The following is a 23,986-nucleotide window of genomic DNA, read 5'->3' on the forward strand; positions in this document are numbered from 1 at the left end:
GCGCGCGGCGGACGGGAGGCCCTGCTCCCGTCCGCCGCGCTTCGTCACGTCCGGCCCGTGGCCGGGCCACCAGCCGTGGTCCGGCCGCGCGGGCCGGGGCACTCCGCGCTCAGGCCGTGGTCGCGAGCAGGTCGGCGACGGCCGGTTCGCGGAGCAGTTCGGCGCGGGCCGCGGCGGTCGCGCCCTCGTCGTCCTCGGCGTCGCGGTCGACGTCGAGCGCCAGCACAGCACGGACCGTGTCGACGTCACCGGAGTCGACGGCGGCGATCAGCAGCGTCGCACCGCGTGACCCGCGCGCCCTGGTGTCCGCACCCGCGGCGGCGAGGGCACGCACGATCGCGGCGTGGCCACCCCACGCAGCGCGGATGATCGGGGGGTTGCCGTCGGCGTCACGCGCCTCCAGGTCGGCACCAGCGGCGACCAGCACGTCGACGGCTCGTCGCGCGTCGCGGTCGATCGCCAGCGTCAGCGGCGTCCGCCCCTCGGTGTCCACCAGCTGCAGCGTCGCGCCGCGGCGCAGGAGCTCCTCGAGCATCTCGGGATGGTCGAACCACGCGGCGGCGTGCAGCGGGGCGAAGCCCCAGCGGGGGTCGACGTCGTCGACGTCACTCGCGTCGTCGGCCAGGTGCAACCCGCCGAGGTCGCCGTACGCCGCGGCACGCACCACCTCGGTCGCCCACTCCACCCAACCGTCCGGCACCGGGCCGTGCCAGCCGCGTGCCGGGCGCGCCTCGAGGCCCGAGTAGACGGTCTCGGCGACGCTCCGGATCGCCACCCGCACGCCGCGGAACCGGATCGCGACCTCACCGACGGGGGAGATCAGCAGGCGGAGTTCCCAGGCGTCGTGCTCGTTCAGGTACTCGAGTTCGCCCCTGGCGACGTGCGCGTCACCGGCGAGCAGGGCGGCGGGGTCGATGCCGGGCGGGTCGATGACGGCGTCCCGGAGCCGGAGCGACACCCTGGCGTGGTTCCACCGGCGCCACAGGCCGCTCGGGGTGTCGAGGACCTCGTCGTTGCGGACCACGATGTCGGCGTGCACGACGACCGGGTCGGGCACACCGTGCCCCGGCAGGTCGACCGGGGTCGTCACGTCGTCCTCGTCGGCGTCCGGGTCGATGACGGCGTCGGCGGACTCCACGACCCAGCGCTCGATCCGAGAGTCGGTCCACTTGACCGTCAGGAGTGCGGCGACCGTGGGCGGGGCGTCCTCGAGGAGCCGGGTCACGTGTTCGCGCTGGCCGTCGAAGTCCTCGAGGGAGACATAGCCAACGGAGGGCCAGTTCACTCGACTCCAACGCACGAGGACGACACTAGCGGGCGTTGCGGCGCGGACTCTGGCGGGGATGCCCCGGGCGATCGACTGGCCAGCGCCGTGCCGCACAGTGCCAGCGCGAGCCAGAGCACGGTCGACGCGGCCGACATCGTCGCGAACCCGGAGTAGCAGAACCCCAGGACGACGCCGGCCACCACGGCGACACGAGACCCGACCGGCGCGGATCCGTCGAGCGCGGGACGCAGCAGGACGAGCACGAACACCACCACCGGGACCAGACCGAGGTCGAAGGCCAGGATCGCGAAGGAGTTCTCGAGACTCGTGCGGAGGACCTCGCCCTTCAGCTGCCACGAGGCTCCCCACCCGCCACCGATGAACGTGTGGTCCCAGATGTGCTCGACCACGTACTGCGCTGCCGCCCCACGTGCAGAGGACGAGCTCCCGTCGTCACCCGTCACGCGCTCGACCAGTCCGCTGAGCATCGACGTCCGCAGGACCACGAACACCGCTGCGCAACCACTGATGACGATCGTCAGGACTGCGACGAAGGACCGTGTCGAGCGTGCGACGACCCAGACGGTCGCCACGACCGCGACGGCGGTGGGCGCCCGTGATGCCGTGAGGACGACCGTGCTCAGGAGCATCAGCGCGACGACCAGTCGGACCGGCGCACGGTGGATGAACGAGGTCAGCGGGATGGCGACCGCCGCCGCGAACCCGAGGTCGAGCGGACTGTCCAGCGTCCCTCGGGGGCGGAACTGGACGATCCCCGAGGTCCCCTGCCCACCGGACAGCCCCCAGGGCAGGTCGGATCGCAGGACGACCTGGACGACGACCACGGCCGTGACGACGAGCATCACCCCGAGGAAGACCACGGCCAGCCGGCGCAGTGTCCCTGGGACGGCCTGCTCACCCGTGCGCGCGACGAAGCACAGCAGCATCGGTGCCAGGACGGCATTGGTCAGCCCGAGGAGCGACGCCGGCCCGCTCCCGACGACGGCCTGCACCACGAGCAGGAACGCGACCACGACCAGACCGGCGTACCAACCGCGGCGCGGTGCCACCTCGGCGACCACGCTGTTCCACTGACCACGGAGGCCGAACACGCAGTACACGACGAGCAGGACCGTCGCCGGGTGGAGCGCGGCGTTCCCCTCCCAGTCCCCGAGGAGGAGCCCCCCGGCGGTGGACGGCACGAGGAGGCGGAGCGCGACGACGGCGGAGAGGACCACCACCGGCCGCGACTGCTGGGTCGCGACGACGACGAGACAGAACACGACCCAGATGGCCAGACGGAGGAGCTCCACGGTCACCCCCTCGCCAGCACTGGTCGGACGAGCCGGACGGCCAGGGCACCGACACGGCGTGCGTCGGCGGGACGGACGGCGTAGAAGTCACGCATCCGGGCACCGGTGAGGCGAGCGGCCCAGCGCACGCTGCCGTTGCTCGAGAGCAGGTTGCCGACCAGCGCCGCCGTGGCAGCACCGACGGCACCCAGGACCGGGACGAGCACCACGAGGGCCACGACGTTCGCGACGCACCCGATCGTGATGCTCATGCTGCGGAGTTCGGGACGCCCACGAGCGGTCAGCGTGCTCCCCGCGATCGAGCCGGGCACACCGATCACCACGGCGACGATCGAGATGGCCATCACGGGCACTGCGGCGGCGAACGCCTCGCCGAACACGAACGGGACCCAGAACGGCGCACTGCACCCGAGGGGCAGCGCGATCGCGACGGCGAGCACGGCCGCGGACCGAGCGACTCGGGGCACGCGCACGTCGTCCGCGTCAGCGGCGTCGTTGGAGAGCATGACCTCTCGGATCGCGTTGGTGACGATCACGGGGACCTCGGCCACGTTCACCGCCACGGCGTAGAGCCCGAGCTGCTCGGCGCTCGCCAGCGGGAGCACCAGGAGCTGGTCGAGCCGGACGAGCAACACACCGGCGGCCGAGCCGAGCCAGCTGCGGAGCGAGAAGCCCAGCATCGAGCGTGCGTGCACGACCGCTGCGGCGTCGGCTGGCGGAGTCGCGCGCGGCATGAACAGGTAGACGACGCCACCCACGACGGGGGAGAACGCGATGATGGCGACGGCGGAGGGGAGATCGAGTCGGTCGAAGCCGGCCAGCACCAGGGTGCCGACGATCTTGACGCTGGCCGCAGTGACCCGTTCCGCGGTCACGAAGCCCCACGCATGACGACCGGCCGCACGGCCCCGTAGGAGCGCGACGAAGAGCGCGGGAGCGGTGGCGGCCGTCGCGACGGTCACGAGGGCGGTCAGATCGGCAGCGTCGGTCCCCACGATGAGCGGCGCGGCGACCGTCACCGCGGCCAGGGCAGCGATCCCGCCGACGGCGAGCAGCAGCCAGGCGAGCCACCACCCGGAACGTGCCACGCGACGGCCGGAAGCGATCGTCTGGGTCACGGCGTCAGGGATGCCGAACGTGCCGATCGACAGCGCGAGGAGGAACGGCGCCGTCACGGCGGCGAGTTCCCCTCGACCGTCGACACCGAGCGAATGCGCCAGGAACGGAGCCATGACGAAGGTCGCCGCCGGCGGGAAGACGTTCCCGACGACGAGCATGACCGTGCTCGCCGTGATCGGCCGGCGGGTGCTCACGGGGTGGTCTCGTCGCGCACGACCCGCAGCAGGTCGGGCGTCAACGTCGCCGCGATCTGCGCGTCGTTGCCACCGTCCGTCCCGTTGCTCCGGGAGAGCGCCGACCGCTGTCCGCCGACGATCGTCTGCCAGACCCGAGGGGTGGCGTCGACCTGTGCCACGCGGACGCCGTTCGCGATCGCCCTCGCCGTCAGCCAGACGTCGTCGGCGTGCGGTGCGGTCTCCCGGAACCCGTCACCGTCGTCGCGCAGCGCGTCGAGGAGCGACGGCGGGTAGAGGACTCCGGACACGCCGGTCAGGAACGACGCGTGCGAAGGAGTCGTGCTCCGACAGGGCGGCCAGGTCATGTACGGCGCCAGGGTCGAGTCCCCTGTCAGGACGATGCGGTGGGCCCGATGACAGTGGATGGTGTCCGGAGCGGCGGTGTGGGCGTCCAGCAGCGCTCGCAGCCATGCACGGCCGTAGCGGATGTCGTCGTCCGCCGTGACGAGTGGGAAGGTGTGGTGCTCCTCGGACTGCACGTACGGCCACCACTTGCCGTGCGGACCGACCGGCTCGCCGACCCGCAGTTCGAGCCCACGCGCGATGAGCCGGCGGAGCGGACGGGAGCGCAGGGCACGCTCGCGATCGGCCTGGTCGTCGACCCAGAGGACGAGGCGCTGCGGTCGCGCACTCCCGCTGACGATGGACTCGATGGCCAGCGACACCGACCGGAGTCGGCGGCCGTGCGAGGTGAGCGACACGACGACGGGTGCGGTCCCGGTCACCGGACGCGTCCGGACGGCGTAGCCCGCGGCACGGCAGAGCTGCGCCACGGAGACCAACGCGGCGACCGTTGCGCGTCGGACGAAGGACCTCCGAGGAGCGAGCGTCATGCGACGTCCCCGAGCACACGCCAGACATCGGTCCGGAAGCGTGCGGCGTTCTCGGCGGACCGGTCGGCAGCCTGGCGGCACCGTCGCTGTCGGTCGGCGCAGTCCAGCTGGTCTTCCTCGGCGAGGGCTGTGGCGAGTCGTCCTGCGGTCTGGAGGTCGAGCGCGAGGCCCGCGCGGTCGAGCTCCCGCGCGAAGAGGACCTGGTGGTCGTCGACGTGCTCGTCGAACGCGAGCTGCCGTCCGAGGACGAGGGGCCAGGCGCCCGCAGCGAGGGCGCCGAACACGGTGCCGGGGCTGCACTGACTGACGACCACGTCGGCCCAGGCGAGGTGTGCCTGCATGCCCGGGGCGTCGAAGTAGTCCGCAGCGGCACGGATGCTCGGGAGGTGGAGGTTCCACGCGCCGACCCCGTACTGGACGACCCACTCGTCGTCGGGCCGGACGAGGAGTGTCTGCTGGGCGGCGTCGAGGAGGCGCTGGAACGGCTGCTCGTGCGTCCCCACGGTGAGGAGGACCTTCATCGGCTGACCGCCACACGTTCGCGCCGCGGGAACCCCGCGAGCTGGTCGTCCCACTGGGCGATGAACCGGTCAGTCACTGGTCGGACCAGCTTCGCCGTGAGCGTGGGGTTGTCGATCCGGTCGACGCACTCGATGAAGACGGTGGGCGTCCGGAAGAACAGCTTCCCCAACCAGAAGAAGGGGACAGCTGCGGCGGCACCGCTGCTGACGATCAGGTCGGGACGTTCCTGGCGCAACGTCCGGGCGGCGATCACGAGGTTCCGGACGAGCGCGGTGACGCTCCGGTTGGTCGGCCAGTGCAGGCCGTACGCGCGGTGACCAGCGACCTTGGCGACGGCGTCGGGCTTCATGAACGTCGCGATCGCGACGTCGGTGCCGTCCGGTGCCGGGAGGAGCGCGAGCAGCTGGTCGAGGTGGCCACCACTGCTGCAGACGAAGAGGATGTTGGTCATGCTGGGGACTCCATGAGGTCGTGTGTGCGCCGCTCCCACAGAGCGACGGCGTGGTCGAGCGTCACCGGTTCGATGTAGGTGTCGCAGTCGTCGAGACGGGGCCGCGGTGCGTGCAGTCGCGCGTGCAGACGGGCTTGCAGGTCCGGCACGGAGCCGTTCTCGAAGAGTTCGAGGAGGTCGTTCCGCACCCCGAGCAGCGCCTGCATCTCCGACGGGCCGATGGTGTCCGCCGCGAGGACCGGGGTCCCGACCGCGAGGGCTTCGAGGAGGACGATCCCCCAGGCCTCGCTCCGCGCGCTGTGGACGAGGACGTCGGCTGCTGCCACGAAGGAGTACGGCTCGGCGTGGGCACCTTCGACGGACACCGTCACGAGCCCCTTCGGGTCGTGGTGCCGAGCCAGTTCCTCTGCGAGCGGTCCGGCGCCGACGACGCGCCAGCGCACCGGGACGCCGAGGCCTTCGAGGGCTGCGAGCGTGACGTCCAGTCCCTTGCGTCGGATGAGGCTGCCCACCGAGACGACGGTGAACGCAGCGTGGCGTTCGCGAGGGCTCGCTGCAGCGGCCGTCCGGATCGCGACCGGGTCGACGGTGCTCGGGATGACGGCGGGTCGGTGGTCGAGTCGGTAGACCTCGGTCATGGAGTCGGCGACCGTGTGCGTGTTGGCGGAGAGGGCCTGTCGAGCTCGGAAGACCGATCCGATCAGGTGTTGCTTGAGTCGACCGAAGCGGATGTACTCGGCGTGGTCGGTCGGGTCGAGGTCTTCGCAGTAGTTGAAGACGTGGTGGGCGACGGATCGGCGCCGGTCGATCATGGCGCACGCGAGGATCGACGACCAGAGCTTCACGACGACGAGCGATCGGGGCAGCGATCGGAGCACCGCGTGCAGTCGTCGTGCGACGTCGACGGTTGCCGCATGGCTCTCGATCCCGAGGACGTGGACGGAGACGTCCGCGCGCAGCAGCGTGACGAGGCCGCCTCCGCCGGAGTGGAGGACCACGGCGACCCGGTGGCCGTTCATCGCGAGTCGGTTGGCGACGATGACCGTCTGGCGTTCTGCACCACCGAAGCGGAGATGCGGCTGGACGAAGATGTAGGAGGCCACGGGGTCCTTCGGGATAAACTAGTATCTGATATGTAAACGCTACATGAGAGGAACGCCATGCGCAATCGAGTCCCGCTCCGCATCCCGCGACCCTGGGTGTTCGCAGTCGTGTCGCGTGTCGCAGGCGGCGATGTGGCCGCCCGCCGACTGGGCGTCGAGGTCGGGAGCGGATGCCGCATCTACTCGTGCCGCGTCGCCTCGGAGTACTCGATGGTGTCCATCGGCAACGACACGACGATCTCCGTCGACGTGCTCTTCGTCACCCATGACGGCACCGGCTGGTTGTACCGGGACGAGCGCGGTCGTCGGTACCGGTACGCGCCGGTGAGCGTGGGGGACCGGTGCTTCATCGGGGCCCGGGCCACGCTCATGCCCGGGGTCCGGATCGGCTCGGACTCCGTGGTCGCTGCCGGGGCGGTCGTCACCAGGTCGGTGCCGGATGGCTCGATCGTCGGCGGTGTGCCCGCGAAGGTGATCGGGCGGACCAGCGATCTCATGGCGAAGATCGCCACCTGGCCGGCCGAGGACGACAAGCGCGGTCGGACCGCTGCGGAACGGATCGCGTCCATCGCCGAGGGCCATCAGCCCCTGGGGTGACGACCCGTCGCCGACTACGGCCGGGTCTGGGTGATGACCCGAGCGGGGTTGCCGACGGCGACGCCGCCCTCGGGGACGTCGCACAACACGATCGCGCCGGCCCCGATCCGGGCTCCAGCGCCGATCTCGATGTCGCCGAGGATCTGCGCGCCAGCGCCGACGTCGACACGCGGGCCGAGCCGGGGTACCCCGGGAGTCGACTCACCTGATCGACGAACGCCGATCGTGACGTTGTGCCGGAGGGTGCTCTCCGGACCGATTGCTGCTGCCTCGTGGACCACGAGTCCACGGCAGTGCGGCAGGGCCAGCCCGGGGCCGACCTGTGCACCGAGCGGGATCTCGGCGCCGAGCACCGTCGTCGACACCACCCGGTAGGTGATGCGGAGCGGAGCCGCCAGGAGGCGTGGTGCCGCGGGCAGTGCCTGCGTTGCCCGTGCGACACGGAACAGCCAGAGCATCGTGCGGGCCGAGCGGCCGACGTTCGCCGCTCGGTCCTCCTTGATCTCGTATTGCAGGGTACGCAGTGACTCGATGTAGCTCATGGTGCCTCCGTCCGGACGTCCAGGTCACGTGCAACGGCACTGATCGGGAGCAGGCGTCCTGCCCCGATCAGTGCCGCGTGTCGTCAGTGTGCAGCGATCGAGTTGTGCTGGCCGAGGTCCTGAACCGCGGCCTCACCGGAGTACTCCACGGTGTTGTCGGACCCGGGCACCGTGATGCTCTTCGCGCTCTTGACGTCGATCGTGGCACCGCTCGCTTCGACGAGGAGGTCGTCGACGGCGCCGAGCGTGATCGTCGACCCGTCCTTGGCGGCGCCCAGCACGGAGACATGCGTGCAGTCGCCCACGGAGAGCGGCTTCTCAGCCGTGGCATCGGAAGCGTCGATCGTCGCGAGACCGTCGATGCACTCGTTGTAGACGGTCTCGTTGGCGGCGCTCGTCTTCGTCGGGGAGGGGGTCGGAGAGGAGGTCTTGTCCGGGTTCGCACCGCCGCTGCAGCCGGTGAGTGCGGCAGCCAGGGCGGCGCCGAGTGCGACGGTGACGATGGTCTTGCGCTTCATGGGGTTCTCTTTCTGTCAGAGGTGGGACGGTCGGTGGGCAGCTCGCGGGTTCGCCGACCCGGCTTGGGGGCGCTGGGGGTGCTGAGAGCTGCGTTCTCAGCTGCGTAGTAGGTGTCGTAGGCGCCGCGGTCCTTGGTGGGGACCATCGTCATGACGACCCCCAGCGTCTTGCTGCCGATGCTCCGGAGGGCATCGAGTGCCGAGGCGAGCTGCTTCTGCGTGACGCGGCGGACGGAGGAGATGACGACGGCGCCGCCGGTGAGGCGACTGAGGACGGCCGCGTCAGTGACCGGCAGCAGTGGCGGTGCGTCGAAGATGACGAAGTCGAACTCGGTGGTCAGTTGGTCGATCAGGGCGAGCATCGCGTTGCTCCCGAGGAGCTCGCTCGGGTTGGGCGGGATCTGGCCCGCCGGCAGGACGGAGAGGCTGCCGCGTCCCCACGGGATCGTCACGTCTTCGAGCTCGGTCCTGCCGATGAGGAGGTCGGAGAGCCCGACTGCCCCCTCGATGCCCATGAGCTCGGCGATGCGAGGACGCCGGAGGTCGGCGTCCACCAGGACGACGCGAGAACCGCTCTCCGCCATGGTGATCGCGAGGTTCGCGGCGGTGGTCGACTTGCCCTCTGACGGGACGGCCGAGGTGATGGTGAAGCTCCGACGCTGCGCATCGGTCTCCACGAACTGGATGTTCGTGCGCAGGGAGCGGAAGGACTCCGCTCGGGGATTCCGCGGATCGGAGTGGACCACGAGCGGGTTCGTCGTCGCTGCGGCGTCGAACCCGATCGCCCCGAGGACCGGCACCGAGGTGACACGGACGACGTCCTCTTGTGTCCGCACCTTGGAGTCGAGTGTCTGTCGGACGAGCGCTCCACCCACGCCGAGTGCGAGTCCGAACGCGAGCCCCAGTGCGACGTACTTCACGAGGTCTGGTGAGCTCGGTTCTCCGGGGACGAGCGGCGGCTGCACGGTCTCGATCCGGACGAGTGAGGCGCCACCGTCGGTCGGCTTCTCGAGGTTCTCGGTGACCACGTGCGTGAAGCTGGAGATGACGGCCGCGGCGACACGGGCTGCTTCCTTCGGGTCGTCCTCGGTCACCGAGATGTCCAGAAGCACACTGTCGACCGTGGCGGTGGACGTCACGTGTTGCGCGAGCTCGGTCACCGTGGTGTCCAACCGGAGCTCGTCGATCACGGGTTGCAGCACGCTCGCGCTCCGGACGACCTGCACGTAGGAGTTGACCTTCTGCTGTGCCGCGTTGTTGCCCTGCGCCAGGTCGGTCACGTCCGGGGCGCCGGGCTGCACCGACACGAAGACCTGACCGGTCGAGCGGTACTGGGGGCTGCTGACGACGGCGATGAGCGCGCCGACGCCGCCCCCGACGACGGTCGCCACGAGGAGCACGACCAGCGAGCGGCGGATGATGCGGAGGAAGTCGGCGAGCGTCATCATGCTCCAGTTCGGGTTGATGTATGCCGTTAGTATATCACATGAGATGACAAGAGCGGCGACTCCGTGGAGTCGCCGCTCTCGTGGTTCCGGCTGCGGTCAGCTGACGGGGTCAGCTGGCCAGGGTCAGACGCCGGCGGTCAGTTGGCGGGGGTGAGGTGGACGCCGGTGATGTTGGTCGGCTCGCCGTCGACGGGCTGCTGGACGAGGGTGAGGTCGTAGGTGATCCCGGGGGCGAAGGCTCGGCGGATCTCCCAGTGGCCGTTGTCGTCGACCTCGGTCTTGAAGATCTCGTTGTTGTTCCAGGCCGGTGCGATGGCGGTGATCGTCGCGCCGCGGGTGCCGGTGCCGGTGAAGGACACGGGAACCCCGGCTTCGAAGGTGGAGTCCATCGTGGGCGTGGTCAGGGTGAACGGACGGTCGATGCCGGTGGCTTCGAGGGTGAAGGTGTTCGACAGTGACGTGGTGCCGTCGGCGCGGAGCTGCTTCGCGGTCAGCTCGTAGGTCGCGGCGGGGCCGTAGGCGCGGACGATGTTCCAGTTGCCCTGGGCGTTGGCGGTGGCGGTGCCGTAGACGGTGTCGTTCCACTGGAAGCGGAGCTCGATCTTGGCGAACGGGGTGGCGGTGCCGGTGACCCGGGTCGGCTCGCCGGGCTTGTAGGCGTGGTCGGCCGGTCCGGTGATCACGACCTCCTGGTTGCTGATGCCCTCGGGGTCGAGGTTGAACATGGTGGAGGTGGACGTGGTCTTGTCGAAGCGGGTCTGCGTCGCGGTCAGTTCGTACTTCGCTGCCGGGCCGAAGCCGCGGGTGATCGACCAGTTGCCGTTGATGTCTGCCTTGGCCGTGCCGTGGACGGTGTCGTTCCACTGGAAGCGGAGCTCGACCGTGGCGTAGGGGGTCGCGGTGCCACTGATCGTGGTCGCTCGGTTCGGCTGGTAGGTGTGGCTGGTCGGCTCGGTGATGACGACATCGCGCGCGGTCTGGGCGCCGTTGGGGGTGACCGTGATCGTGTCGGAGGTGGTCAGGTTGCCCTTGGAGTGCTGCTGCGCGGTGAGGGTCTTCGCGGTGTTCGAGGGTTCGAGTTCGACCTCCGTGCTGAAGGTGCCGTCGCTCTCGACCGTGGTCGTGACCGGCTTGGCGCCGCCGGTGATGGTGACCGTGGTGCCCGCCTGGCCGGCACCCGTGACGGTGACGGCGCCGGGGATGACCGTCGAGGAGGCAGGGTCGTCGAGCGTGACCGCGGCGCCGTACTCCGCGGTGGTCTCAGCGGTCTGGATGCCGTCGATGCCGGACTGTTCGATGCGGATCTTCTGGTCGCCCGCGCCGATGGGGTCGATCGTGGTCGACCAGGTGCCGTTGTTCACCACGGCGGTGCCGATGGCGGTGGTGGAGTCGCCGGCGTAGAGGGTGATCGTGGCGCCGTCGACACCGGTTCCCGACACGGTTGCCTTCTGGGTGACGTCGTCTGAGAACGTCACCTTGCCCGTCGGGGCCGCGACACTCGCGGTGACGGTGGTGGTGGTCTTGCCCTCGGCGCGGAAGTCGTTCGTGCTGCTCGTGCCGCTGAAGACGAAGTCCATGGCGCTCGGCTCCTCGGGAGCTTCGTCGCCGGCGGTGACGTCGATCATGAAGCGGTACTGCTGGTCAGCCGGCCGCTCGCTGGCCCAGTCCGCGTCGAACGTCAGGGTCGTGTTGTCGTTCGACAGGGTGGCGTTGGTCAGCGGGATGGAGGTGGAGGCGTTCCATGCGGTGTTGCCGACGCGGCGCCAGGAGCCCTGGATGGTGTCCTGCTCGGAGAAGGTCGCGCCGTCCGGAGCGGTCAGCACGACGGTGCCCTCGGTGTCGGTTCGCGAGACGCGGTTCTCGACGACGAACGGCACCTGGGTGGTCGCATCCCGCTTGAGCTCGACCGGCCCCTGGTCAACTGCGAACAGGCCCCCGCCCTCGACGATTGTCGCGTACACGGTCTTGCGGTCGAACTCATCGTTGTCGATCTTCTGGATCACGACCAGGTCGTTCTTGCCAGGCTTCAGTACGGACACCGTCATCGACCAGGCGCCGCTGGCGTTGACGTCTGCACTCTGTTCACCGATCCACACCTTGGCACCCGGCGTCGCCATCCCCGACACCACCGCCGTCTTCGCAATGTTGTTCACCTTCGTGACACTCGCACTCAGGTCGGAGGTGTGCGGGGCAAGGAACTGGCCCTGAAGCTTGGCCGCGTGGTTGCCATTCGCGTCAGCACGCCAAGAACTGGACGTGTACGTCAGATAGTTGCCTGTCTTGGCCAGGATCCTGTACGCACTCGGCCCGCCATAGAGCCTGAACGACTGGCTATCTGATCCGTCACATCGGTGGTTCGTGATGGCAACCTGGGCCGCGCTGATCTGCAAGCAGACATTCGATGCACTGCCGGTTCCACGGATCTCGCCCCAGGTTCCCGAGGCTGGGAAAGTCCAGACGGCAGCATCGGCTGCTGCGGCATTCGCGGAGTCCTGCTTGCTTCCACCGCTCATCACTCCGTTGTCCACTGGAGCGTGGGCACCGCGATATCCGTATCCGTAACCGTTGGTGATGACCTCCACCACGAACTTGCCGATGAGGCGGTTCCCGAGGGTTGTGGACGTGTTAGCCGGCTCAACGTCCGAATCCGGTGCCGCCGCAGCTGATGCGGCCGTGGATCCGAAGGAAAGACCGCTGACGATGGTGGCTGCGACCAGGCCGGCGGCACCCATGGACTTGAGGGCAGTCGAGGCCCTCTTCTTGTGAGACATGTGCATCTTTCAGGACAGGCCGCAGACCGCGGCTGTTCGGGAAGGGGAGCACGCGCGCTCACCGAACGGCTCGCTGCGCATGTGTATTCAGAATATCACGTGAAATACCAACATACGAACGCGCTACCGCGCCTCGCCGGCGACCTGAGAGTTGAGTGTGACCGGCGCAAGTTCCCGTGCTCAAAGTTGACGCAACTCCACTCAGGAGTAGAGTTGAGTGCATCGGACGCAAGTCCAACGACTTACCCCCAAGCAAGAGGAGCAACACATGGGACGTGCAGTAGGCATCGACCTCGGAACCACCAACTCCGTCGTCTCCGTTCTCGAAGGTGGCGAGCCCACCGTCATCGCCAACGCCGAGGGCATGCGCACGACGCCGTCGATCGTGGCGTTCACGAAGGACGGCGAGGTCCTGGTCGGCGAGACCGCCAAGCGTCAGGCCGTGACGAACGTCGACCGCACCATCGCGTCGGTCAAGCGCCACGTCGGCACCGACTGGACCACCGAGATCGACGGCAAGAAGTACACGCCGCAGGAGATCTCGGCTCGCACCCTCGGCAAGCTCAAGCGCGACGCCGAGCAGTACCTCGGCGAAGACGTCACCGACGCGGTCATCACCGTGCCGGCGTACTTCAACGACGCCGAGCGCCAGGCCACGAAGGACGCCGGTGAGATCGCCGGCCTCAACGTCCTCCGCATCATCAACGAGCCGACCGCGGCAGCTCTGGCCTACGGCCTCGACAAGGGCAAGGAGGACGAGCTCATCCTGGTCTTCGACCTCGGTGGCGGCACGTTCGACGTCTCCCTGCTCGAGGTGGGCAAGGACGACGACTTCTCGACGATCCAGGTCCGCGCGACCTCCGGTGACAACCGCCTCGGTGGCGACGACTGGGACCAGCGCATCGTCGACTACCTCGTCAAGAAGTTCAAGGACGAGCACGGCGTCGACCTGTCCACGGACAAGATCGCCAAGCAGCGCCTGAAGGAAGCGGCTGAGCAGGCCAAGAAGGAACTGTCGTCGCAGATGTCGGCGAACATCCAGCTCCCGTACCTGACGCTCACCGCCGAGGGCCCGCTGAACCTGGACGAGACCATCTCGCGCGCGCAGTTCGAGCAGATGACCTCCGACCTGCTCGACCGCACCAAGAAGCCGTTCAACGACGTCATCAAGGAAGCGGGTGTCTCGGTCAACGACATCGCCCACGTGGTGCTCGTCGGTGGCTCGACCCGCATGCCCGCCGTGGCCGAGGTCGTCAAGTCGCTGACCGGTGGCAAGTCCCCGAACCAGGGTGTCAACCCGGACGAGGTCGTCGCCGTCGGCGCCGCACTGCAGGCCGGCGTGCTGAAGGGCGAGCGCAAGGACGTCCTGCTCATCGACGTCACGCCGCTGTCGCTCGGCATCGAGACCAAGGGCGGCCTGATGACGAAGCTCATCGACCGCAACACCGCCATCCCGACCAAGCGGAGCGAGACCTTCACCACCGCTGACGACAACCAGCCGTCGGTCGCGATCCAGGTCTTCCAGGGCGAGCGCGAGTTCACCCGCGACAACAAGCCGCTCGGCACCTTCGAGCTCACCGGCATCGCCCCGGCTCCCCGTGGCGTCCCGCAGGTCGAGGTCACCTTCGACATCGACGCGAACGGCATCGTGCACGTGTCCGCCAAGGACAAGGGCACCGGCAAGGAGCAGTCGATGGTCATCTCCGGCGGCTCGTCGCTGCCGAAGGAGGACATCGAGCGCATGGTCCGCGAGGCCGAGGAGCACGCCGCCGAGGACAAGGCCCGTCGCGAGGCAAACGAGCGTCGCAACCAGGCCGAGCAGCTCGTCTACTCGATCGAGAAGCTGATCAAGGAGAACGACGAGAAGCTCCCCGCGGACGTCAAGTCCGAGGTGCAGGCCGACGTCGACGCGCTCAAGTCCGCACTCGCGGGCGAGGACGACGACGCCGTGAAGACCGCCTTCGACAAGCTCAACGAGTCGCAGGGCAAGCTCGGTCAGGCGATCTACAGCCAGCAGGACGCAGCAGCCGGTGCCGCCGGTGGCGAGCAGCCCGCGGGTGAGCAGCCGGCCGACGACGAGGACATCGTCGACGCCGAGGTCGTGGACGACGAGGACGACAAGGACAAGAAGTAACGATGACGGATCCCAAGGACAACGTGCCGAACGAGGAAGACCCCCAGGTCGAGGGCGACGCCACGAACGCGGCCGAGCCCGAGGACCTCATCGAGGCGGAGGGGCCCGACGTCGAAGTACCGACGGACGGCCCCGCCGCCGGGGGCCCGGCGGCCGAGGCGGCGAACGACCTCTCCCCGGAGGACGAAGCGCTGCTCGCCGACGCCGCCCGCGGCATCGCCGAGGACAAGCTGGGCACCGACGACCGTGACCTCGTCGCCGAGATGCGTGCGGACATGCTCCGTGCGCAGGCCGAGCTGGTGAACTTCCGGAAGCGCGTCGAGCGTGACCGTGAGGCCAACCGCGAGGTCGCGATCGCCGAAGTGGTGCGGGCCCTGCTGCCGGCGCTCGACGACCTCACCCGGGCCGAGGCCCACGGTGACCTCGCCGAGGGACCGATGCAGGTCATCGGCCAGAAGATCCGCGGGGGCTTCGAGAAGTTCAAGCTCGTGCAGATCGGCGAGAAGGGCGAGGCGTTCGACCCGAACATCCACGAGGCGATCGTCCAGCTCCCCACCCCGGGTGCCACCGGACAGACCGTCGCGGACGTCGTCGAGCCGGGCTACAAGCTCGGTGAGCGCGTCCTCCGCGCGGCCAAGGTCGCGGTGGCGGTCCCGGCCTGAGCCGGGTCCCCACGGTGACGACAGAAGAAGGCAGGTGATCCATGGCCAGTCAGGATTGGTTCGACAAGGACTTCTACAAGGTCCTCGGCGTGTCCAAGGACGCCTCCGACGCCGAGCTGAAGAAGACGTACCGGAAGCTCGCGCGGCAGTTCCACCCGGACTCCAACCCGGGTGACGCCGCCGCCGAGAACCGCTTCAAGGAGATCAGCGAGGCGTACTCGGTGCTCTCCGACAAGGAACAGCGGCAGGAGTACGACCAGGTCCGCGCCATGGGCTCCGGCGCCCGCTTCACCGCGGGCGGCGGGGGCCAGGGCGGGTTCGAGGACGTCTTCGGCGGGATGTTCGGGCAGCAGGGCGGCGGACAGCGTGTCCGCTTCGGCCAGGGTGGCCCGGGCGGCGCCGGCGGCTTCGAGGACATCCTCGGCGGGATGTTCGGCGGGGGTGGCGGCTTCGGCCAGAACTCCGGGGGCTACCGCGGCTTCGGGGGGCCCACGAAGGGCCGTGACGTCACGGCGTCGACGACGCTCGACTTCACCACGGCGATCGCCGGTGACACGGTCAAGCTCTCGCAGGGCAACGGCCGACCGGTGAACGTCCGGATCCCCGCGGGCGTCGCCGACGGTCAGAAGATCCGACTCCGCGGTCGCGGCGAGCCCTCGCCGGACGGTGGTGAAGCCGGTGACCTGGTGGTCGCCGTGTCGGTCCGCAAGCACCCGGTCTTCGAGCGCGACGGACTCAACCTGCGCGTGGACGTCCCCGTGACCTTCACCGAGGCGGCACTCGGCGCGACGATCGAGGTCCCGACGCTCGGTGGTTCGCCCGTGAAGCTCAAGGTCGCCCCCGGCACGCCGTCGGGTCGCGTCCTGCGCGTCAAGGGCCGCGGCGTCACGACGAAGAACGGCACGGGCGACCTGCTCGCGACCGTCCAGGTCGCGGTGCCGTCGCACCTGTCGGACAAGCAGCGCGAGGCCGTCGAGGCACTCGCGGCTGCGCTGCCCGACGAGAACCCCCGCGAGGACCTCCTCGCCAAGGCGCGCGACTAGCGTCGCGCACTGAATGCAGTAGACCCAGCCTGGGCCCACGCCGCCGGTACCGGCCCGTCGCGAAGCGGCGGGCCGGCCGTGCCGGTGGGGAGAGGCTCGGCGCGGCTTCCCGGCGGACGCTCGCTGAGCCTCCAGGCTGGTTTTCACCCCACGCGGACGACGGAAAGGAGCGCGCCATGACCGACCTGGACGAGAACTCGCCCGTCTTCGCGATCGCGGTCGCCGCGGAGCTCGCCGAGATGCACCCGCAGACGCTGCGGCAGTACGACCGGCTCGGCCTGGTCGTGCCGGGACGCACCCGGGGTGGGTCGCGGCGCTACTCGATGCGCGACGTGGTGCAGCTTCGCGAGATCGCGCGCCTCGGCTCCGAGGGAGTGTCGCTGGAGGGCATCCGGCGGGTGCTCGACCTGGAGAACGAGAACAAGGCGCTCCGCGATCGTGTGCGGGAACTCGAGTCGGCGCTGGCCGACCAGCTCATCAACCGGCCCGGCGCACGGGTGTTCGCCGCCACCGCGAGTGGTGCGGCGATCTCGCTCAAGGCGGGGTCGCGGCCGCAGCGGAACACGCAGATCGTGTTGTACCGCGGGCCGCGCTGACGGCGACCGGACCGTCGCATGCACGGGGAACGCCCCGGACAGCACTGCTGTCCGGGGCGTTCGTCGTGCTGAGGGTCAGGACTTCGGGGCAAGGGGGGACTTGACCTGCTTGACGACGTCGCCGTCAGCGTCCTGCCGGAACGCCGCGTCGCCGTACTCCCAGTCGGCAAGGCTGCGCTCGATGGTCCAGACGCCGGAGGAGTTCGCCTGCGTGGTCAGGTCGTAGCGTGCGTTGCTGGGGTCGAAGCCTGCCGGGTTGAAGGTCACGGTCGCGCCGGGGGTCGCCGTGCCGGTGAAGCGCTGCCGCCCCGGTGTGAACGTTCCCTCCTGGTGCGAGGTGAGGGCGAGGTCACGCGGTGCGGCGTCCTCCACCTCGGGGATCAGGGGGGACTTGACCTGCTTGACGACGTCGCCGTCGGCGTCCTGCCGGAACGCCGCGTCGCGGTACTGCCAGTCGGCGAGGCTGCGTTCGATCGTCCAGACGCCGGAGGAGTTCGCCTGCGTGGTCAGGTCGTGTCGGGCGTTGCTGGGGTCGAAGCCGGCCGGGTTGAAGGTCACGGTCGCGCCGGGGGTCGCCGTGCCGGTGAAGCGCTGCCGCCCCGGTGTGAAGGTCCCGGCCTGGTGCGAGGTGAGGGTGAGGTCACGCGATGCGGCGTCCTCGTCGGCGGTGAACGCGATGTTCCGCATCACCGACGTGCGGCCGTCGGCGGTGGTCTGGGTGAACGTCAGGTCGTACCCGGCAGTGCTGGTCAGGTCGGCGGAGGCCTTCCACGTCCCCACGCCGGAGCGCGCACCGGCGACCGGCGTCTTGAAGAGTTCACGGCCGCGCTGGTCGGTGGCGGTGATCGTCGCGCCGGCCTCGGCCGTGCCCTCGAACGCGCGAGCGCCGGGCGTGTACGTGTTCTCGTCCTTGACGCCGTCGACCTGCAGGAGACGGGGGAGGGCCACGCGCTCCGACAAGGAGGAGAACCCCTGCCCGTCGAAGCCGACGTTGGCGATCTCGAGCTGCTTGCCGGTCTCCTGAGCACGGATGACGTAGCTCCAGATCTCCTTGCGCGGAATGCCGGCGATGACGCGGTCGCCGTCGAGGATCCAGAGCGCCGCGGCGCCGTCCGCTTCGCCGACGACCTGGACGCGGCCATCGGTGTGGACGTACACGGAACTCAGCGTCGGCTTCGGCACCGAGGCATCGGTGGGGAGCTGCGCCAGCGGGGCTGCGGTGCGGCTCGAGGGCGTACCGTCGGCGGCCTTCGCGACGACGTAGACCGTCGATCCGAGGCGGTCTTGGGGGATCCGGGCGACGTAGCCGGTCTCCTCGAGCGTCGCGTCGGCGATCGTCGCGCCGGCCGCGTCCTGGACGGCGACCGAGGCGACCGAGTCGTCGTACTTGCCGGTCAGCACGAAGGAGCCGTCGAGCCGCCGTTCGGTCGTCTGCAGCGTGGGTGCAGTCGGCGCGTCCGATGCCGCCGGGGAGAACCGCACGTCGCGGAGCTCGTTCGTCCGGCCGTCGGTCGTCGTCTGCGTGAGGGTGATCACGTGGTCGGAGTCGGAGAGGTCGGCATCGGCGTTCCAGGTGCCGGTCCCGTTGCGTGCCCCGCTGACCTCGGTCGTGAACAGGGTGGCGCCCGACGTGGAGTCCTTCGCGACGACGGTGGCGCCGGCGGTTGCACTGCCGGAGAAGTGGGTGGTGCCTGGCGTGAACGTGTTCTGCTCCTGCAGCCCGTCGACACGGATCATCAGGGGCATGGCGATGCGCTCGGTGCGGGTCCGCGAGCCGTCCGCGGCGGTGTGGACACGGATGACCTCGAGCCCGAGGTCCTTGTGGCGGTCCTGCACGTTCAGGAAGAACGCGCCGCCCGCGGGTGAGTGGTCGAGGACCTCGTCGCCGGCGAGCAGCCAGACCGCGTCACGCCCGGCGTCACCGGCGACGATCCGTGCGCCGTGGAGCGTGCTCCAGTCCTGGAGGAAACGGGGCGCGCTCAGCGCCGGGTCCACCGTGATCGCGTCGAGGTCGTGGGCCGCGGCGGTCGAGGCATGCGTCGCGAGGGTGGACGGGGCAGCGGTCGCGGCGGCGGGCGTCAGCAAGCCGAAGCCGAGGGAGGCGGTGAGGACGCTGCAGACGACGGCAGCGCGACGGAACGGGGAGGGTGCCATGTGAGGACTCCTTTGACGGGGATTGACAGTCTATTGACATGTAACATTCCGAATCTGGTCACATGTCGGGTGCGATCCTCACCGCGTCACGTCAGCCGCCGGGTACGCTGACGCGGTGCCAGACTTCGCCGACCTCTTCCGCCGACGCGACGACGACGCGCCCGACCTCATCGCGATCGACGGCACCGACCGCTTCCTCCTCGATGAAGCACCGCACGTGCACGGCGACGCGCTCCGCCAGCCCGGCGAGGTCGCTGTGGTCGACGATCGGTACGGGGTGCTGACGCTCGGTCTCATCACGCAGTACGGCGCGAGCGACATCCGGGTCGTGCAGGACTCCTTGGTGGGCGAGCGGGCGCTCGAGGCCAACGCCGGCACGTTCGGGCTGCGGGGGTTCCACCACCCCGACTCGTTCGAGGACGCCTTCCGCGACGTCCGGCTCGTGGTGCTCCGTTTGTCGAAGTCGCACGACCGACTGGACGAGATCGCCCGCGCCGTCGCCCGGTTCGCGGCGCCCGACGTGGTGCTGCTCTGCGGTGGCAACGTGAAGTTCATGCACGTGACGCAGAACGACGTGCTGCGGCGGTCGTTCGGCGAGGTCACGGCATCGCGTGGTCGGGGCAAGTCGCGCCTGCTCATCGCGCAGGACCCACTGCAGGCACAGGCCAACCGTGCCGCGACGACGAATCCCTGGCCCCGGTCGGTGCACGTCGACGACCTCGGCATGACCCTGGTCGCCCACGGCGGCGTGTTCGCCGGGACGTCGCTCGACCACGGCACCCGGGTGCTGCTCGAGGCGATGGACGCTGCGGTGCCGTCGGCGCGCACCGTGGTGGACCTCGGCTCCGGCAACGGGGTCATCGCGGCAGCGATCGCGCTGCGCCGCCCGAACGTCCGCGTGATCGCCACCGACGTCTCGCGCATCGCGGTCGAGTCGACGCGCGCCACCGCCGAGGCCAACGGTGTCGCCGACCGGGTGACGGCGGTCCGGACCGACGCCGGCGACGAGCTCGCGGCGGGGTCCGCACAACTGGTGCTGTGCAACCCGCCGTTCCACGCGGACACCACGGTGACCACGGACGCCGCCGAGGCGATGTTCCGGAACGCGGCCACGATCCTCCAGTCCGGCGGTGAACTGTGGTGTGTCTGGAACTCGCACCTGCGGTACCGGCCGTCCTTGGAGCGCGCGGTGGGACCGACGCGTCAGGTCCTCCGGACGGACCGGTTCACCGTGACTGCCTCGCGCCGCGCGTAGCGGGCGGCCTGCCGGTCGGCGGTCAGCTCACGACGCGGGTCGCCGCCCCGTCGGCCGTGCCCGTGACGGTGTAGCCGAGCCCACTGGTCCCAGCCGGGGCCCCGCGGGTGACCCGGACGAGCGGTGACCAACGGATCAGGGTGCCGGACGGCAGGTCGATCGCGATCGGATCCAGCGTGGCGGTGAGCACGGTGCCCGAATCGTCCGTGGAGGCCCCTCCGAGATCCAGGGTGGGCGCCGGGGTCCAGGAACCTCCGGGGCGACGGACCTCGGCGATCAGGGTGGTCTGCCCGGGAGCGAAGGTCGTCGCGTCCGGAGCGGTCAGGGTCACCGAAGCGCTGAGTCGTGCGATCGGCCGCGTGGTCGCGAGCCGCGCTTCGACACGCGTGTCCATGCCGCGGGACAGCGCCACCGACGCACCCGGACTCGGGACGATCGGATCAGCGGCCATCGGCTCGAAGCGTCCGTCCACGATCCGGTAGCGCTGGACCGTGGCGGGGTCCGCCTGCTGGAGCACGTTGTCGGCCCAGCGGTCGAGGCGCGACCGCGCCTCGGCATGGCGCACCTCGAGCACCTGACCGTCCTCGTAGGCCTGCGCGAACCCGGATGCCAAGGCGTGCGCGTTCTCGTTGCCGCGAACCGACCACGTGCCGATCTGCTCGCGGCGGTCCGCGCTGCGGAGTGTGAAGCCGACGTACTCGTTGCCGCCCCACGAGGCGTGCGCGTTGTACGTCGTCCCGGCGAAGAGCCGCAGGACGCGCTCCCTCGGGTCCGTGACCAGACGCATGACGTTCCGCTCGGCGAGCCCGTCGAAGGAGAACATGTCCCCGGGGGTCACGGTGACCGGGCGGGTCAGGACCTCGCGGATGCCCAGGCTGTTCCGGAGCGCCACGAGCAGCGTTCCGGTCCCCGTCGCGGTTGCCGAGACGAGTTGCCCGGCGTACTCGGGCACGCCGTGGCCGTCCGTGTTCTGCAGGTCGGTGACCTCGGGTGTCTGGTCGAGGCGCTGTTGTCCCACCACGACCGACGGCTGGTCTCCGGTGATGCGGCCGACCGGGACGGCGTACGGGTCGAGGTCGTGGTCGAGGCTGTCGGTCGCGGACGTCCGGTTCTCCCAGATGTCGGTGGTGAGCGGGGGGAGTTCGGCGAGCACTGCGGAGGTCTCCGCGGAGAGCGGGAATCCCCACTCGGCGAAGAACGGGCGGAGGTCGCGGTCGGCGATCGTCGCGGCCGTCCGCGCGAACAGCTGGTGCTTCGAGTCGCCGTTGTCCGGCGTGCTGACCTCGCCGAGCGCGAGGCCGGTCCGGAGGGCCTGGTTCAGCCGGGGGTAGAAGTGCTCGCCGAAGCTCCGACGGAGCTGGTCGAACATGAGGATCTTCACCCAGCGTCCTGGGAGTGGTAGGCCCGCTCGTCGAGCGGCTTCGCGAAGTACGCGGCGACCGCGGACGCGCTCTGGCGGTCGAGTCGGTTCTCGCCGCTGATCGCGTGCTGGACGTCGAGCACGGAGGTGTTGACGACGACCTCTCCCATGCCCGCCCAGTTGTACGCGGGCGTCTGGTACGTGTGGCCGACCTCGTGCCAGAAGCCCCACATGTCACCCGGTGCCGCTGCGAGCAACTCCGATGCGGCGCCGCTGCTCCGCGGCATCGTGATCCGGTCGTGCCCGGCGCTCGCGTAGGCACCACCGGTGTCGGGCATCGTGATGTGCAGGCGCTGCGGGGACTTGCGTGCGAGCCCGACGGCGTCGTCGAGGAGGCCGAAGTGCGCGTTGGTGAGTCCGACGACACGGTCCCAGAGCTCGACCCGGCCGGAGAGGTCTCGCGGAATCCGTGAGAACGCGCCGTTCGGTGGCTCCGAGAACGTCCGCGCACCGATGATCGTGACGAAGGCCGCGTCGTCGTTCTCGCCCATGTCGCTCGCGAACTCGTCGTCAGAGGTCGTGCCGAGGATGAAGGCAGGCAACGCCTCGCCGCCACGGACGGTCACGTCGTGCGAGCCGGACGGGGACCGGTCGATCAGGTAGACGAGCCCGTCCACCGGTGCGGTCACGGTGGTGGTCCCCTCGGCGACCGGGAAGGTCTTGATGCCGACCGCCGATCCCTCGTTGTAGGCGCCGTAGTTCCCGTAGAGACCGATGCCCACCTGCATCGCGGGCGCACCGGCAGGCAGGGTCACCTCGACCTCGGTGCCCTTCGGTGCGAAGCGGGAAGCGGGCTGCAGGTCGCTGTGCCGGTAGCTGCGGCCCTCACGGCGTCGCTCCGTCTCGGCGTCGCCCTGGCCCCAGACCCGCACGGTCGTCGCGAGGTCGTCATCCGTGTGCACGATCGAGGCCCTGCCTGCCGGGGCCGTCGAGGACGAGGAGGGTATCGGAGCCGATGCTGCCCCGACGGCGGTGATCCCACCGCCGACGATCGTGCCCGCGACGACGAGGACAGTGGTGAGGACGCGTGAGGACAGGATCGCATAGCGCATGAAATAAGAATATCAGATACGGGCCGGCCGAAGCGCGAAAGAGGGCGGCCGCGCGCTGCGCGACCGCCCTCCGATGAACTCCTGACTACGCCGGCACGTAGTCGAACGTGTCGGGGTCCGGGCCGGTGCGGTGGCCCTTGTCGAGTGCGGTGATGTCCGTCATGTCCTCGTCGGAGAGCTCGAAGTCGAAGATCGCGAAGTTCTCCTCGACCCGGGCGCGGGTGACGGACTTCGGGAACACGATGTCGCCGCGCTGGATGTGCCAGCGGAGGACGACCTGCGCCGGAGACTTGCAGACCGACGCGGCGATGCGGGTGATGGTCTCGTCGTCGAGGACGAGGCCCTGCGCGATCGGGGACCACGCCTCGGTCGCGATGCCGAGCTCGCGGTTCACGGCGCGGAGGTCGTCCTGCACGAGGTACGGGTGCACCTCGATCTGGTTGACGGACGGCGGGACGTCGGTCTCGGCCCGCAGGCGGCGCAGGTGGTGTGCCTGGAAGTTCGAGACACCGATCGAGCGGGCGGTGCCGGCGTGGTACAGCTCCTCGAGGGCCTTCCACGTCGGGACGAAGTCCGACACGGTGGGCAGCGGCCAGTGGATGAGGAACAGGTCGGTGTAGCCGCCGAGCAGGTCGGCCGACTTCTTGCCGTTCTCCAGCGCAGCCTCGGGGTCGTGGAAGCCGTTGTTGAGCTTCGAGGTGACGAAGATCTCCTCGCGCGGGATGCCGGACGAAGCGATGGCCTCACCGACCTCCTTCTCGTTGCCGTACATCTCGGCGGTGTCGATGTGGCGGTAGCCGACCTCGAGCGCAGCCAGCGTGGCGGCCTTCGTCTCGGAGGGGTCGATCTGGAAGACACCGAAGCCGAGCTGCGGGATGGTCTTGCCGTCGTTCAGGGTGATGTTCGGAACCGTCATGACTCCAGGAAACACCCGAGCGGCTCCCAGTTGT

General features: G+C 69.7%; 22 protein-coding genes. 7 read left to right on the forward strand and 15 right to left on the reverse strand.

Translation table 11 applies throughout. The features are described 5' to 3' along the window. Positions 1-109 precede the first annotated feature (109 nt). The 7 genes from KK087_RS17760 to KK087_RS02485 are packed head-to-tail and all read right to left on the reverse strand — an operon-like array spanning position 110 to position 6,844. Positions 110-1,300, reverse strand: coding sequence for an ankyrin repeat domain-containing protein (locus KK087_RS17760; RefSeq protein WP_214545102.1), 1,191 nt, complete (start codon positions 1,298-1,300; stop codon positions 110-112). After that, entirely contained in the window at positions 1,282-2,580 is a 1,299-nt protein-coding gene (locus KK087_RS02460; RefSeq protein WP_214564091.1) for an O-antigen ligase family protein, read from the reverse strand. Before KK087_RS02460 ends, KK087_RS17760 begins: the two co-directional genes overlap by 19 nt. Before the next feature lie 2 nt (positions 2,581-2,582). After that, positions 2,583-3,893, reverse strand: a complete 1,311-nt coding sequence (locus KK087_RS02465) for a lipopolysaccharide biosynthesis protein (protein ID WP_214564092.1) — start codon at positions 3,891-3,893, stop codon at positions 2,583-2,585. Next, positions 3,890-4,768: a hypothetical protein gene (locus KK087_RS02470; RefSeq protein ID WP_214564093.1), complete on the reverse strand. Its 879-nt coding sequence runs from the start codon at positions 4,766-4,768 to the stop codon at positions 3,890-3,892. The genes KK087_RS02465 and KK087_RS02470 overlap by 4 nt, the downstream gene beginning before the upstream one ends. Continuing rightward, positions 4,765-5,289 carry a glycosyltransferase gene (locus KK087_RS02475; RefSeq protein WP_214564094.1) on the reverse strand — a complete coding sequence of 175 codons (525 nt, stop codon included), beginning with the start codon at positions 5,287-5,289 and terminating at the stop codon, positions 4,765-4,767. The genes KK087_RS02470 and KK087_RS02475 overlap by 4 nt, the downstream gene beginning before the upstream one ends. Then, positions 5,286-5,741, reverse strand: a complete 456-nt coding sequence (locus KK087_RS02480; RefSeq protein WP_214529968.1) for a glycosyltransferase family protein — start codon at positions 5,739-5,741, stop codon at positions 5,286-5,288. Before KK087_RS02480 ends, KK087_RS02475 begins: the two co-directional genes overlap by 4 nt. Beyond that, positions 5,738-6,844 carry a glycosyltransferase gene (locus tag KK087_RS02485; RefSeq protein WP_214564095.1) on the reverse strand — a complete coding sequence of 369 codons (1,107 nt, stop codon included), beginning with the start codon at positions 6,842-6,844 and terminating at the stop codon, positions 5,738-5,740. Before KK087_RS02485 ends, KK087_RS02480 begins: the two co-directional genes overlap by 4 nt. A gap of 57 nt (positions 6,845-6,901) precedes the next feature. On the opposite strand from KK087_RS02485, the gene KK087_RS02490 reads away from it, so the two are divergent. After that, a complete protein-coding gene (locus KK087_RS02490) occupies positions 6,902-7,441 on the forward strand; it encodes an acyltransferase (RefSeq protein WP_214564096.1) in 540 nt (179 codons plus the stop codon). Positions 7,442-7,455: 14 nt separating this feature from the next. Here the strand turns inward: KK087_RS02490 and KK087_RS02495 are convergent, their stop codons facing one another. The 4 genes from KK087_RS02495 to KK087_RS02510 all read right to left on the reverse strand — a co-directional run bounded on the left by KK087_RS02495 (position 7,456) and on the right by KK087_RS02510 (position 12,102). Continuing rightward, positions 7,456-7,983, reverse strand: coding sequence for an LbetaH domain-containing protein (locus KK087_RS02495; protein WP_214564097.1), 528 nt, complete (start codon positions 7,981-7,983; stop codon positions 7,456-7,458). Positions 7,984-8,066: 83 nt separating this feature from the next. Then, a complete protein-coding gene (locus KK087_RS02500) occupies positions 8,067-8,501 on the reverse strand; it encodes a DUF3060 domain-containing protein (protein WP_214545109.1) in 435 nt (144 codons plus the stop codon). After that, positions 8,498-9,949 (reverse strand): tyrosine-protein kinase domain-containing protein, encoded by a 1,452-nt coding sequence (locus tag KK087_RS02505; RefSeq protein WP_214564098.1) that lies wholly within the window; start codon positions 9,947-9,949, stop codon positions 8,498-8,500. The genes KK087_RS02500 and KK087_RS02505 overlap by 4 nt, the downstream gene beginning before the upstream one ends. A 137-nt stretch (positions 9,950-10,086) precedes the next feature. After that, positions 10,087-12,102 (reverse strand): Ig-like domain-containing protein, encoded by a 2,016-nt coding sequence (locus KK087_RS02510; RefSeq protein ID WP_214564099.1) that lies wholly within the window; start codon positions 12,100-12,102, stop codon positions 10,087-10,089. Between the two features lie 418 nt (positions 12,103-12,520). On the opposite strand from KK087_RS02510, the gene KK087_RS02515 reads away from it, so the two are divergent. The 5 genes from KK087_RS02515 (at position 12,521) to KK087_RS02535 (ending at position 17,155) form a co-directional block, all read left to right on the forward strand. Further along, a complete protein-coding gene (locus tag KK087_RS02515) occupies positions 12,521-12,715 on the forward strand; it encodes a hypothetical protein (protein ID WP_214564100.1) in 195 nt (64 codons plus the stop codon). Between the two features lie 273 nt (positions 12,716-12,988). Next, entirely contained in the window at positions 12,989-14,854 is a 1,866-nt protein-coding gene (gene dnaK / locus KK087_RS02520) for a molecular chaperone DnaK (RefSeq protein ID WP_017886379.1), read from the forward strand. Positions 14,855-14,856: 2 nt separating this feature from the next. Next, a complete protein-coding gene (locus tag KK087_RS02525) occupies positions 14,857-15,516 on the forward strand; it encodes a nucleotide exchange factor GrpE (RefSeq protein ID WP_214564101.1) in 660 nt (219 codons plus the stop codon). A 41-nt stretch (positions 15,517-15,557) separates the two neighbouring features. Continuing rightward, on the forward strand, positions 15,558-16,559 hold the full coding sequence (locus KK087_RS02530) for a DnaJ C-terminal domain-containing protein (RefSeq protein ID WP_214564102.1): 1,002 nt from the start codon (positions 15,558-15,560) through the stop codon (positions 16,557-16,559). Positions 16,560-16,735: 176 nt separating this feature from the next. Then, positions 16,736-17,155: a heat shock protein transcriptional repressor HspR gene (locus tag KK087_RS02535; protein ID WP_214564103.1), complete on the forward strand. Its 420-nt coding sequence runs from the start codon at positions 16,736-16,738 to the stop codon at positions 17,153-17,155. A gap of 75 nt (positions 17,156-17,230) precedes the next feature. Here KK087_RS02535 and KK087_RS02540 read toward each other — a convergent pair whose 3' ends face one another. Beyond that, on the reverse strand, positions 17,231-19,309 hold the full coding sequence (locus KK087_RS02540) for a hypothetical protein (protein ID WP_214564104.1): 2,079 nt from the start codon (positions 19,307-19,309) through the stop codon (positions 17,231-17,233). A gap of 115 nt (positions 19,310-19,424) precedes the next feature. Between KK087_RS02540 and KK087_RS17765 the strand changes: the two genes are divergently transcribed. Next, positions 19,425-20,564, forward strand: a complete 1,140-nt coding sequence (locus KK087_RS17765; protein ID WP_214564105.1) for a class I SAM-dependent methyltransferase — start codon at positions 19,425-19,427, stop codon at positions 20,562-20,564. 22 nt (positions 20,565-20,586) lie between these two features. On the opposite strand, the gene KK087_RS02550 is transcribed toward KK087_RS17765, so the two are convergent. The 3 genes from KK087_RS02550 to KK087_RS02560 all read right to left on the reverse strand — a co-directional run bounded on the left by KK087_RS02550 (position 20,587) and on the right by KK087_RS02560 (position 23,952). Next, entirely contained in the window at positions 20,587-21,945 is a 1,359-nt protein-coding gene (locus KK087_RS02550) for a M60 family metallopeptidase (protein ID WP_214564106.1), read from the reverse strand. Continuing rightward, positions 21,942-23,036 carry a M60 family metallopeptidase gene (locus tag KK087_RS02555; protein WP_214564107.1) on the reverse strand — a complete coding sequence of 365 codons (1,095 nt, stop codon included), beginning with the start codon at positions 23,034-23,036 and terminating at the stop codon, positions 21,942-21,944. The genes KK087_RS02550 and KK087_RS02555 overlap by 4 nt, the downstream gene beginning before the upstream one ends. Before the next feature lie 85 nt (positions 23,037-23,121). Continuing rightward, a complete protein-coding gene (locus KK087_RS02560; RefSeq protein ID WP_214564108.1) occupies positions 23,122-23,952 on the reverse strand; it encodes an aldo/keto reductase in 831 nt (276 codons plus the stop codon). Between the last annotated feature and the right edge of the window lie 34 nt (positions 23,953-23,986).

Origin of the sequence: Curtobacterium aurantiacum (genome assembly GCF_018598555.1) — a bacterium.
Taxonomy (GTDB): Bacteria; Actinomycetota; Actinomycetes; order Actinomycetales; family Microbacteriaceae; genus Curtobacterium; species Curtobacterium aurantiacum.